At 32.0% G+C, this 12,137-nt stretch carries 13 protein-coding genes; 5 read left to right on the top strand and 8 right to left on the bottom strand.

Annotated features, from left to right (window positions below):
- Positions 1–96: 96 nt before the first annotated feature.
- Positions 97–1,110, top strand: coding sequence for a sensor histidine kinase (locus tag RC62_RS20295; RefSeq protein ID WP_245176854.1), 1,014 nt, complete (start codon positions 97–99; stop codon positions 1,108–1,110).
- 78 nt (positions 1,111–1,188) lie between these two features.
- Here RC62_RS20295 and RC62_RS20290 read toward each other — a convergent pair whose 3' ends face one another.
- The 4 genes from RC62_RS20290 to RC62_RS20275 form a co-directional block, all read right to left on the bottom strand.
- The gene (locus RC62_RS20290) at positions 1,189–1,584 is read right to left on the bottom strand and encodes a hypothetical protein (protein WP_055098149.1); all 396 of its coding nucleotides are present in this window, start codon (positions 1,582–1,584) and stop codon (positions 1,189–1,191) included.
- 105 nt (positions 1,585–1,689) lie between these two features.
- Positions 1,690–2,676, bottom strand: coding sequence for an aldo/keto reductase (locus RC62_RS20285; RefSeq protein WP_055098148.1), 987 nt, complete (start codon positions 2,674–2,676; stop codon positions 1,690–1,692).
- 184 nt (positions 2,677–2,860) lie between these two features.
- Complete coding sequence (cysM, locus tag RC62_RS20280) at positions 2,861–3,748, bottom strand: cysteine synthase CysM (protein ID WP_055098147.1); 888 nt, start codon at positions 3,746–3,748, stop codon at positions 2,861–2,863.
- Positions 3,745–4,536 carry a serine O-acetyltransferase gene (locus RC62_RS20275; protein WP_055098146.1) on the bottom strand — a complete coding sequence of 264 codons (792 nt, stop codon included), beginning with the start codon at positions 4,534–4,536 and terminating at the stop codon, positions 3,745–3,747. Before RC62_RS20275 ends, cysM begins: the two co-directional genes overlap by 4 nt.
- Before the next feature lie 189 nt (positions 4,537–4,725).
- On the opposite strand from RC62_RS20275, the gene RC62_RS20270 reads away from it, so the two are divergent.
- The 3 genes from RC62_RS20270 to RC62_RS20260 all read left to right on the top strand — a co-directional run bounded on the left by RC62_RS20270 (position 4,726) and on the right by RC62_RS20260 (position 6,543).
- Positions 4,726–5,427, top strand: a complete 702-nt coding sequence (locus RC62_RS20270) for a DUF1003 domain-containing protein (protein WP_055098596.1) — start codon at positions 4,726–4,728, stop codon at positions 5,425–5,427.
- 389 nt (positions 5,428–5,816) lie between these two features.
- Positions 5,817–6,002: a hypothetical protein gene (locus RC62_RS20265; protein WP_055098145.1), complete on the top strand. Its 186-nt coding sequence runs from the start codon at positions 5,817–5,819 to the stop codon at positions 6,000–6,002.
- Positions 5,992–6,543, top strand: a complete 552-nt coding sequence (locus tag RC62_RS20260) for a Smr/MutS family protein (RefSeq protein ID WP_055098144.1) — start codon at positions 5,992–5,994, stop codon at positions 6,541–6,543. Before RC62_RS20265 ends, RC62_RS20260 begins: the two co-directional genes overlap by 11 nt.
- A 156-nt stretch (positions 6,544–6,699) precedes the next feature.
- On the opposite strand, the gene RC62_RS20255 is transcribed toward RC62_RS20260, so the two are convergent.
- Positions 6,700–7,689 carry a hypothetical protein gene (locus RC62_RS20255; RefSeq protein WP_055098143.1) on the bottom strand — a complete coding sequence of 330 codons (990 nt, stop codon included), beginning with the start codon at positions 7,687–7,689 and terminating at the stop codon, positions 6,700–6,702.
- A gap of 87 nt (positions 7,690–7,776) precedes the next feature.
- Between RC62_RS20255 and RC62_RS20250 the strand changes: the two genes are divergently transcribed.
- Entirely contained in the window at positions 7,777–8,901 is a 1,125-nt protein-coding gene (locus tag RC62_RS20250) for a cysteine desulfurase family protein (protein WP_055098142.1), read from the top strand.
- A gap of 95 nt (positions 8,902–8,996) precedes the next feature.
- On the opposite strand, the gene RC62_RS20245 is transcribed toward RC62_RS20250, so the two are convergent.
- The 3 genes from RC62_RS20245 to RC62_RS20235 form a co-directional block, all read right to left on the bottom strand.
- A complete protein-coding gene (locus RC62_RS20245) occupies positions 8,997–9,557 on the bottom strand; it encodes an L-threonylcarbamoyladenylate synthase (RefSeq protein ID WP_055098141.1) in 561 nt (186 codons plus the stop codon).
- Between the two features lie 68 nt (positions 9,558–9,625).
- The gene (locus RC62_RS20240) at positions 9,626–10,813 is read right to left on the bottom strand and encodes an acyltransferase family protein (RefSeq protein ID WP_055098140.1); all 1,188 of its coding nucleotides are present in this window, start codon (positions 10,811–10,813) and stop codon (positions 9,626–9,628) included.
- Positions 10,814–11,102: 289 nt separating this feature from the next.
- On the bottom strand, positions 11,103–12,059 hold the full coding sequence (locus tag RC62_RS20235; RefSeq protein WP_055098139.1) for a hypothetical protein: 957 nt from the start codon (positions 12,057–12,059) through the stop codon (positions 11,103–11,105).
- Between the last annotated feature and the right edge of the window lie 78 nt (positions 12,060–12,137).

Below are 12,137 nucleotides of genomic sequence, written 5' to 3'. Positions count from 1 at the left end.
CTTTGTTTTTAGCAATTAGCCCAAATCTGCTATTTTTAATTTATAGATTGTTATATTTTTATGAAGTTGTATCATAATCTTTCACAAATTAGCTTTTTGAAAAAAAGTTATGCGTTCAAATTTTTATTTGTTGCTTTTATAGGAATACATATTCCCCTTATCGGGATTTTGTTTTTTGTCCTTTATTATAATCATAGTGTTTCGCCTACTTCAATTCTGGTTTTTTCCCTAATGATGACTTTATTAGCTACTTTGATAACACTTGTGGTTTTAAATCAGCTTATTAAACCAATTTCGATTGCTTCAAAATCATTGGATGATTACAGGAATAATAGAAAATTGTCGATTTTGCCAACAGAATATACTGATGAAGCCGGATTGTTGATGTGTAATATTCAGGAATCTATTTATGAAGCCGAGAGTTTTATAAACGAGAAACAGGATTTGATTTATATGCTTTCGCATGATTTAAAAAACTTTGCAGGAAATCCTCAGGGTTTGGCAAATTTAATTATTAGCGAAAACCCTTCTGATTCAATTCGTCAATTGGCAGAGCTAATTTGTGAATCGACAAATTTACAATTTCGATACATAGAGAATTTTATTAAATTATTGCAGGAACAAGATCGTGTTGTAAAAGGCAATCAGGAAATCAGGACGATTTTATTTCCGGGAATTTTGCCTTTTATTAATGAACAGGTAGAACAGCGTTTGATAGATAAAAATATAAAACTGAATTTGAGCTTAGAACTTGTAGAAGCTAAACTGAGACTTGATGAAGGTTTGCTGATTCAGGTATTGGTGAATTTAATTAGTAACGCGATTAAATTTTCTTATTTTGACAGTGAAGTAAAGGTTCGTATTTATAATGAAAACTCTAAACTAATCATTACGGTTGCTGATAAAGGAATTGGTTTTGATAAACATCAGATTGATGAATTGTTCAAGAAATTCACGAAAATGAGCCGATTGGGAACTGCAAACGAATCTTCGACAGGAATTGGTTTGTATTTATGTAAAAAGATCATCGAAAAAAACAAAGGAAAACTTAGTGCAACCAGCGAAGGCAAAAATAAAGGTGCTGAGTTTAGAATTGAGTTTGAAATGTAATACGGAATAAAAAATAAAAAACCTCGTTTTAGTTTATATGAATTAAAACGAGGTTTTTTATTTAAAATATTTGGTAAACTATCTTCCGTAGATTAGTTTGGGTTTGCCATCCATACATTCAATACTACTTGGCGGCAATATAATTTCACAGGTCGATGATATGTTGTATTTTTTATCAAATGCAGTTTTTGCATCTGTATATGCTTTTACTTTAGCAATAAATGCATTTTTGTCTATTTTTTTAGAATAGACAATAAAAGTGGCAACACCTCCACATGATTTAGTGCCAAGAGCGGTAAAATCCCAGTTTTTTGAATCAGTACAAGGTTCTGAATTCACTAAAGAAAGTGTGATAATCTCCTGATGCATTTTTTCTAATTCCTGAGCATCTTTTTCCTGAATGTTACTATCATCGTTGGAACATGATGCAAATGTTACGCAAATGGCAAATAATATAAAACTTAATTTTTTCATGGTAGTGATTTATAGTTAGTTTTATTATTAGATGATTTGATTTAGAAATGGTTGCGTGCTAAAAGCCAAATAACCGTTATCTTATACAATCACTCTTTTTAAAAACTACCAGAGCTGATGTACAGAAGGTTTTATATATTCTTCGTAAATGTTGTTCATTGCGGCAATTTTCTCAGGAGTTAATTCCGGTAAATCATAAACTGATAAATTAGACGTTACGTGATTGGCAGTCGAAGCTCCCGGAATAATACAGCTAATATCTTTAAAGCTAAGAATCCACTGTAAAGCGATAGGCGCAAGATTTGTGGTTTCAGGAAATAATGCTTTTAGTTTTTCAACAGCTTTTAGCCCTAATTCATAATTTATTCCTGAAAAAGTTTCTCCTTTATCAAAAGCATCTCCATTTCGATTAAAATTTCGATGATCCTGAACATTAAAAGTAGTTTTAGCATCAAACTTACCTGTCAAAAGTCCGCTTGCTAAAGGAACCCTCGCAATAATCCCAATATCTTTCTTTCTGGCTTCAGAGAAAAATAATTGAGAAGGACGTTGACGAAATAGGTTAAAAATAATCTGAACTGTTGTTACATTCGAATATTCAATAGCTTTCAATGCTTCTTCGACTTTTTCTACGCTAACGCCAAGATTCAAAATTTTACCCTGATCTTTTAAGCGATCAAAAAGTTCAAAAATCTCAGGTCGGTAAAAAACTTCAGTAGGAGGACAGTGGAGCTGAATTAAATCCAGAGTTTCTAATCTCATTCTTTTTAAACTGTCTTCAACAAATTTCTGAAGTACTTTGGGCTGATATCCTTCACTAACATGAGGATTAATATGACGGCCACATTTTGTAGCTACATAAATACGTTCAGATCTTGAACGAACGACTCTTCCAACAGCTGTTTCGCTTAATCCATTTTCATAAACATCTGCAGTATCAATAAAATTTACCCCATTGTCAATTGCAGTATTCAAAAGTTCATCTGCTGTTTTATTATCAAAAGCAGATCCCCATTTTCCTCCAACTTGCCATGTGCCAAGTGAAATCTCGGATATATTGAAGTTTGTTTTTCCTAGTTTTCTGTAGATCATTTTTTTTCTTTTGAGGTTCAAAGTGGGAAAGGTTCAAAGGTTTTTTGTAGAGCAGCACAGGAGTGCGTCTATTTTATATCCGAAGATTTTTGAAGAATCTAAGATTCAAAGGTTGAAAAGCGCAAAGATTAATTAGTTTATAAAAACTTTGTCCCTATGAATCTTTGCGCCTTTGAACCTTTCTTTAATCAAATAAATCAGAGGACAAATAACGATCGCCGCGATCGCAGATAACGGCAACAATTACGCCTGATTCTAATTTTTCGGCAATTTTCAGGGCAACAGCAACAGAACCTCCGCTGCTCATTCCTGCAAAAACACCTTCTTCAAGTGCTAAGCGTTTGGTCATTAGACGTGCTTCTTCTTCGCTCACATCTATAACAGAGTCAACTTTTGAGGCATCAAATATTTTAGGCAAGTATTCCTGAGGCCATTTGCGGATTCCGGGAATTTGGGATCCGTCGCTTGGTTGTGCACCAATAATTTGAATTGCCGGATTTTTTTCTTTTAAATAAGTCGAAGTTCCTATGATAGTTCCTGTTGTTCCCATTGCCGAAACAAAATGAGTTACAGTGCCATCAGTATCATTCCAGATTTCAGGACCTGTGGTTTTATAGTGTGCTTTCCAGTTATCATCGTTTGCAAATTGATTTAGCATTATATAACCGCCTTTTGCTACTTTTTTGTCGGCGTAGTCCCTTGAACCAATAATTCCTTCGCTAGCAGGTGTTAAAATCACTGTAGCGCCATAAGCACGCATTGTTTGAGTTCTTTCTTTTGTAGAATCTTCCGGTAGGATCAATTCGATCTCAATTTGAAATAGTTGTGCGATCATCGCCAGTGCGATTCCCGTGTTGCCGCTTGTGGCTTCAATTAGTTTATCGCCTTTTTTAATATCGCCTCTTTCAAGAGCAGCAGCAATCATATTATAAGCAGCTCTGTCTTTTACACTTCCGCCGGGATTATTTCCTTCTAATTTCAGTAAAAGTTTTACATTTTTATTTTTAACCAGATTGACAGTTTCCATCAAAGGAGTATTCCCAATTAGGTTAAGCAATTTCTGTGTATTCATTTTAGTTCTTTTATTTTAACTTCAGTTGTAGTTGTGTTGGTTACAATAGAATTTTCAGGGATTGATTTCGTGATCCAGGCATTTCCTCCCACAATACTGTTTTTTCCAATAATAGTTTCACCGCCTAAAATTGTGGCATTCGCATAAATACAAACATTAGCTTCTACAGTAGGATGTCTTTTGGCGTTTTTCATTTCCTTACTTACACTTAAAGCGCCCAGAGTAACTCCCTGATAAATTTTTACATGTTTTTTTATTACGGTCGTTTCTCCAATAACAATTCCGGTTGCATGATCAATAAAAAACGGAGAAGCGATATCAGCACCGGCATGAATATCTGTTCCGGTAATTCTATGTGCATATTCACTCATCAATCTAGAAAACAATAATAAATCAAGATGATATAATTCGTGACTCAGTCTGTAAATTGCAATGGCATAAAAACCGGGATAACCCAAATAAACTTCATCGATACTATTTGATGCAGGATCATTTTCTAAAATATACGCTGCATCCTTATTTAATTTTTCCAGGACACCGGGTAATTTTTCCAGAAATCTGTCCCAGATCGATTCGCATAAATTCTCTGGTTTTTTACAGGCTAAAACGGCAATTTCTTTAAAGCATATTTCAAGCTCATTTATACTGTGGTCTAAATCTGCATTCGAATCAAAAAGAGTATAGAAAAGCTTCTCGGTAAAATCTTCTGTTTTGGTTTTTATCCCGTAGTTTATATTTGAATGGCTTTTTAAAGCTTTTATATTTTGTATGATAATTTCTTTTGTCACAATTGTAAAATTGAGTGGATAATTTAAAACGTTAAAAGTAATGCGTTTTTTGTAAATAAGGATATGATTTCTCTAAAGAAATTTTGTTGTGAGAATTGTATTTGTGATAAATAAAAGAAATATAAGACAATATATTTTATAAGATTCTTAAGAAGTTAAATGCGTAAATTAGCCGGTAAAAATTATAAAATGAAAAATAATTCGACTTTTAAAAGTACGATCTCTAATCTTTCTTTTCCTGAAAGTGAGAAAATTTGGGGAAAATCTATTCATGATCCTATTTTAGGGCTTATCATTAAAGATTATCCCACTTTTAATGATAGTGATTGTATTGCGGTAAAAGAGCTAAACGAATACCGTCAAAAATACATTTCGAACTATTTGTCTACAGAAATAGGAACACTTTCAGATCTTGAAAAAAGTGTGATAACTTCACTTAAAGAAGATAAGTCGATAGTAAGTATTGTTGAAGATGAAGAAGAGAAAAGAAGCTTTGGTCAAAAAATAGCCGATAAAGTTGCGGACTTTGGCGGAAGCTGGACTTTTATTATTTCCTTTTTACTTTTTATCATCGTCTGGATTGGTGCCAATGTTTATATTCTGGTCAATAAAGGTTTTGATCCCTATCCGTTTATTTTGCTGAATTTGATTTTGTCCTGTATTGCCGCATTGCAGGCTCCGGTCATTATGATGAGCCAAAACCGTCAGGAAGAAAAAGATCGAAACCGTGCTAAAAAAGATTATATGATTAACCTGAAATCCGAATTGGAAATTAGAATGATCCATGATAAAATTGATCATTTGATTATGCATCAGCAACAAGAATTAATCGAAATCCAGAAAGTTCAAATCGAAATGATGAATGATATTCTAAATCAGATTAAAAAATAATTCCTACAAAAAAAAGATTGCAAACCTGTTTTAAATTTTGTTCCCAATATCAATAAGGATATTTTTAGGGAACAGGATTTTGAATAGGTTTTTTTATTTGTACTGTAATCGTAAATAATTTTAGTATTGAAAGTATATAAATTTTAATTCAGAATTTAAAATTTTAGCATTATAAAAAAATGGTATAAAAAGTAAGAATGAAAAAGTATAAATGCAGACTTTTGAATTTCATCTTTTTAAGTTTTTTTGAGACAGGTAAATTGCTGTGTTTTTCTGAATTTTAGAAATTCATTTTTATTTAAAGGAATAAAAAAAAACGTGTTATGATTTCAAGAGAGTAGAACTACTATTTTAAAGTTTCATACTTTTGAATCCTGATCTATTTAAATATGAAAGCTTTTAAAATTTTAATAATGATTCTTGCGATTTCGGTTGCGTTATATGAGCAGGTTTCAGCAGAAAAAAATATCTATATCATGGTAATTGCAATTGCAGTTTTCATGTATGGAATGATGCAGCTGAGTGCAAAAACACCAAGTAAAAATCAAGAAAAAGAAGAACAAGATGTTGACTAAAGGAGATAAGGTTTCAGTCCTGGACGAAGCCATAAACGGAACAGTAGTTTCTGTGAAAGATAAGGAAGTTTTGATCGAAACTGAAGATGGATTTACGATGACATTTTTTGTCAATGAATTGATTAAAATACAGGATTCCAGTAATTTAATGAATTCTATTAAAAGAATTGATTTAGATGAAGTTACAAAAGAGAAAACGGAGCCAAAACCCAGAAGTTTTGTCAAGGAAAAGAAGGATAAACGCGAAATAGCAGCTCCGGAATTTGACTTGCACATTGAAAAACTGGTTCCTAATAAACGCGGAATGTCAAATTATGATATCCTGACTTTGCAGACTGAAACAGCAAAAAGACACATTGAATTCGCGATCAGAAACAGGATTCCAAAAATTGTTTTTATTCATGGTGTTGGTGAAGGAATTCTAAAAGCTGAACTTGATTTTTTATTAGGCCGTTATGACGGAATAGATTTTCAGGATGCCAATTATCAAAAATATGGGTTAGGTGCCACCGAAGTTTATTTTAGGCAAAACAATAAATAAAATATTTTTTAAGGCTTGATTTGTCTGTTTTAAAGCATAAAAAAACGTCCGTTTTTCTTTCTGATTTCACATTAAAATCAGCTCGAAAAACGGACGTTTTTTGTAAGAATAAATTCCTCTCCTTACAAGTGGAAATAAATTGTAAACTTTAAAATATTATGGTGCTATTGTAGTTACCGTTCCTAATGAAAATGTAGTTGCAAGTTTAAAAGTACTGTTTCCTTTTTGAAGGGTTGCATTTCTAAGCACCACTTTATGTCTGAAAACTTTAAGGTCGTTTGTCGTCGTAACTTCAATTATGCCACTTACATTTATTTGTCCGTCCTGACCAAACCAGGTATCTAATATTGCAGGTGTTGTTGGTGTTTTTTCTATACAAAAATAACTTTTTGTATCTGCCGGCAAAGCACCGCTATAAGTTCTGTAATAAAGTTTATTTGCACCATTTGCATTGATTAAACTAGTTCTTGGTTTACCTGTAGGAGTAGCTTCATTTACAATTAAACCATCGGCTAAGTTTTCAAGAACTAAAGAAGATACCGTATTATCGTTGTAAATTTTCTTTGTATCCGGACAGTAATCTGCATTTTCATCGCTAAAACTTACGACTACCGGAGTAACTGTTGTATTAAAAATACCAAAACTAAATTCTTCCTCAACTTGTGGTCCTGAAGGTTTTAAAAAAGTGATGTTTTTAAAAGAGATATTATGTGCATATCCAGTGATTTTAGTGCTACCGTCATCTGCAGTAGTAAATTGTTGTGAAGTTATTATCACAATCTGTCCTGCAGTTGCCTGCCATTCTTCTGTTACTTTTGGAGATGTTGGCGGTATTGCACCACAAATATTTGCTGTAGCAACAGTACCATCATAAGCCCTGTATACAACACGATAAGTTGTATTGTCAATGTCATAGATCAATGGTGTATTCGTGGGTGTAGGATCATTGATGATTTTATCGTTGGGTAATTGAATCAGCAAAGATTCCTGAGATTTTAGTCTGTATATTAGATTATTGGTTAGCGGATCACAGCTTTGAGACACAATGCTCGTATCATCAAAATCAATTGTGTCTACCTTTAAATCACCGTCATCGCACCCGTTTAGTAGTAGCGCGAACAATAGAAGGCTTGCATATTTTTTCATCGTAATTTTATTTGACGTCAAAAATAGTGAAAAAATTCGCAAATGATATTTAAGATTAGACAATTGATATTTCATAACTTTGCAACAATGAAAAAAGTATACCTCGATAACGCCTCTACAACTGCTATGCGTCCTGAAGTAATTCAGGAAATGACTAAAGTTATGGCAGAAGATTTTGGTAATCCCTCTTCTACTCACAGTTTTGGAAGAAACGGAAAGACTATTTTAGAGCTTTCCAGAAAAAGTATTGCCAAACATTTAAATTGTTCTGCACAAGAAATTATTTTTACTTCAGGTGGAACTGAAGCGGATAATTGGATTCTGCGTTCCGCAGTCGAAGACCTTAAAATAGAACGTATAATTACCTCTAAAATTGAACATCATGCCGTTTTACATACTGTATTAGTATTAGAAGCGGAGTATAATATTCAGGTAGATTATGTCAATATAAATCCGGACGGAAGTATTGATTTAACGCATCTGTCGAATTTATTGGCTCAGGAAAAAAAGACTATTGTAAGTTTAATGCATGTAAACAATGAAACAGGAACTATCCTGGATCTGGATAGGGTTGGTGTGATTTGCAAGCAATACAATGTTTTATTTCATTCAGATACGGTACAATCTGTGGGTAAAACAGAGATTGATTTGCAAAAAATTCCGGTTGATTTTATAGTGGCAAGTGCTCATAAATTTCATGGCCCAAAAGGAGTTGGGTTTGTTTTTATTCGAAAAAATTCAGGTTTACAGCCTCTTATTTTTGGAGGAGAGCAAGAAAAAGGACTTCGTGCAGGGACAGAAGCAGTACATCAAATTGCGGGAATGGCAAAGGCTTTATCGCTTTCTTATGAGAATTTAGATCATGAAAGAACTTATATATCTGAGTTAAAAATGTATCTGATTGAGCAGTTAGAAAACCATTTTCCAGGCTTTAGGATCAATGGAAAAAAAGATGATTTTTATAATATTATCAACATCATTTTACCTTTTTCTGCAGATAAAACTTCGATGCTTTTGTTTAGTCTGGATATGAAAGGAATTGCTGTTTCAAGAGGAAGTGCTTGTCAATCCGGAAGTATCAAACCTTCTCACGTTTTAAAAGAAATGCTCTCTGAAACAGATTTAAAACTGCCAAATCTTCGAATCTCATTCAGTCATTACAATACAAAAGAAGATATTGATTGGCTGATCGAAAGTTTGAAAGCTATTTAAAGTTTCTAGATTGATATCCCGAAGCTTCGGGACTAATTTATTAAGTTTTTTTTGCAGATTTTAAATAATCTATAATCTAAAATCTGCAATCTAAACTACTTTCGAATCACTTTTACCTGTGAATCTTTTGTCAATTTTATAATAGTTGATGGTTTTCCAGCTACTTTATCGTGATACAGATTAACCACGTAATCAACTCCTTTAACGATTTCAGGATTAATATCTTTAAAAGCAATAGGAGTAGGCTGTCCCGAAATATTTGCAGATGTAGAAACTAAAGGTTTTTTCATTCGCTCTAATAATTTAAAACAAAATGGCTCCTTTACCACGCGAATTCCCAATGAATTGTCTGCAGCAATAATATTTGGCGCCACATTTCTGGGTTCATCGAGGATTAAAGTTGTTGGTTTTTCGGATAAATCTAAAATTTGCCAGGCTACTTCAGGGATGTTTTTAAACACATTATACATCATTTTCTCCCCATTCATCAATACAATCATACTTTGCGTTTCTGCGCGCTGCTTAAGTTTGTATATTTTGGCTACAGCTTCAGGATTTGTAGCGTCACAGCCAATTCCCCAAACAGTATCAGTAGGATAAAGAATGATTCCGCCCTCTTTGATTACCTCGTATGCTTTTATTATTTCTTCGTTCATTCTGTAAATTATATACTTGTTTTTGCATGCTAAATTAAGATGCAAAGGTATAAATAAAAGATGATGAATTATTTTCCTGACTTAGCAGAATAATTAATTGCTATAATTTTATTGACTTTATCTTTCTTCGAAAGTGCCATTAATGGCAATTCGATATACTTGAAAGTAAGTTGGCAAATTAGTATAAGAGGAAAAATTGATGCTGTAATTATCAGCCAAAACTCAACATTGGTTAACATTTTTGCTCGTTCAAAACCAATGACAAAATAGAATATAATGAATAGTAAAATACCGTGTAGCAAATATAAACTATAGGTTATTTGTCCAAATTTGCGTGAAAATGCGCTTGATAAAATACCAAAAAAGTTGTTTCCTGATGCAATAATCAAGAATACAATCGACGATATAATAATCTGAATTGGTTTTCTTCCGCCATTAAAGAAATATACAGAAAGAGCCAATAAAACGATGGCTAAAACAGTATACTTTTTTTGCTTCAAAGTCTCAAATTTTTTGGTATTAATTAAGAATGCAACAACAATACCGCCCACAAATGGCATGAAATGTCTTAAAGAGGATTTGTTTATAATCATGATTACTGCCGCTGCAGCCGTAAAACCTAATACTGCTTTTAAGTTTACTTTTATCTTAAACCATAATGCTATAAGTGGTAATAAAAAATAAAAAGTCCATTCATAAGGTAATGTCCAGGTTATTCCGGAATTTAGAATAAAAGTATCTTCTAATCCGTTTAAGTTTGAGTTGTTCTTGCTTACGTTAAAGAATATCCAGGAGAATACACTTTTTAAGTTTTCAATAAAAGGTACGCGTATTGTAAATTGAGTTAAACAGGCAACTAAAATAAAAATAATAATTACAGAGAATATGTACATTGGGAAAAGCCTGAAAAATCTGGATTTAAGATAATCTGACCAATCAATTTCTCCTGTTTTATTATGGATTAATTTAGAAATAAATAAAAAAGCTGTTATGATAAAAAAGAATACAACCGTTGTTTCGCCAAATTGATTGAATAAATTAGACTTTGGATCCTCCCAGTTTTCAGTTTTTAAAAATACCTGCCAGATATAACTATGATGCAGAAAAACAAAAAATGCTAAATAACCTCTTAATCCGTCAATTTCCGGATAACGAATCTCAGTTAAATCTGTTTTTACAATTTTGTTTACAAGCAAAACAGATACAATTAGAACAACTAATATAGGAAGTAAAAATACACTAATGGTGAAATTCATTGAATACAATATTGAATAGCACCAAAGTACAGTGTTTGTAAAGTAAGCAGGTGGTATTTATTTTTTTGCAAACATACTGAATGATGTATTACAATTGAAAGAATAATATTGTAAAATTTATATTTCTTATCGTGAAAATTTCATTAAGAAAATCATAAAATTGTAAACACCTCGTAATCAGGGTATTGATTTTATTAAGTTGATGTTATTATGAAAAAAATCTTCAAAAAAATCAGATTATTTATTGATTTTTTTGAAGATTTTGATTTTTTATGGCTTTTTCTAAAGGTTATTTTTTGAATATAACATTGTCGACCCAGCCTTCTAAAGTGTATTTGTTAAAAATAGAATCCGGTATTTTTTCGTAGTCGTTTTGGAAAAAATCTGCAGGAATAACAGGATTTTTTTCGTCGATTATTAAAATATTATTAGGATTGTAAAAGTCATAATTTTTAATATCTGAGTTTGTTGTAATAAGCTTTTTTTCTAAGCCTAAACTTTCAAAAACCCTAAAAGTCAAGCCAATCTGCCCGGCTCTGTTAATGTCTAACAAAACTTTTGAGCGGCTTATATATTGATCTACTTCTGATAATGGTATAAACTTATTGATGTAAGTTATGGCACCATCCCTAGGTTTATGTTTTTTTGAATACGTAATAAACTTAAAATTGATTTGTTTCGATTTTAATTCTTCCGCTATTCGTTCCAGGATTGGCAATCTATTATCGATTGAACCAATAGTAAAAACATAATACTCAAAATTGCTTTTGTCTGTGATTTCATTATTATTGGTGTAGATCCAATTGGGAGCAAATTTAAGATCAAATTTTTCACAATCTTCTTTCTCAAATGAATACACTTCATCAAAAGAAGGAATAACTCGTTTTATGTTAGGGCAGCGATAGATATTATCATTAAAAAAACCGATTGTTTTTTTAGCATATTTTCTAAATTCTAATATGCTTTTAGGATCAATAAAATCACCTTTGATGGTAAGGATTACATCCTGAATTTGAGTGTTTTTTTGTAATTCCTTTATTATTTCTTTCCCGTGATGCTGGTGCTTTAAATTTGTTTTAAAAAAAGCTTTTAAAATAAAATTATAGGCTTTGTGAAATACAGAAGGGTATTTGTACTTATAATCTCTAAAATTAATATGATGTACAACATGTCCTTGTTTTTCAAGAGTTGCGGCAATATAGGCATTCATGCCTAAATTATCGAGACTTACCAGGGTTATATGCATAATTTGTATTGTGTTGTAATGATTTGAAAAGCATTAAATTATAAATTTAATGATCCGGATGTTTATAGATTGGCGTAA

Origin of the sequence: Flavobacterium aquidurense (genome assembly GCF_001404985.1) — a bacterium.
Taxonomy (GTDB): Bacteria; Bacteroidota; Bacteroidia; order Flavobacteriales; family Flavobacteriaceae; genus Flavobacterium; species Flavobacterium aquidurense_B.
This window is presented reverse-complemented; position numbering and strand designations above follow the sequence as displayed.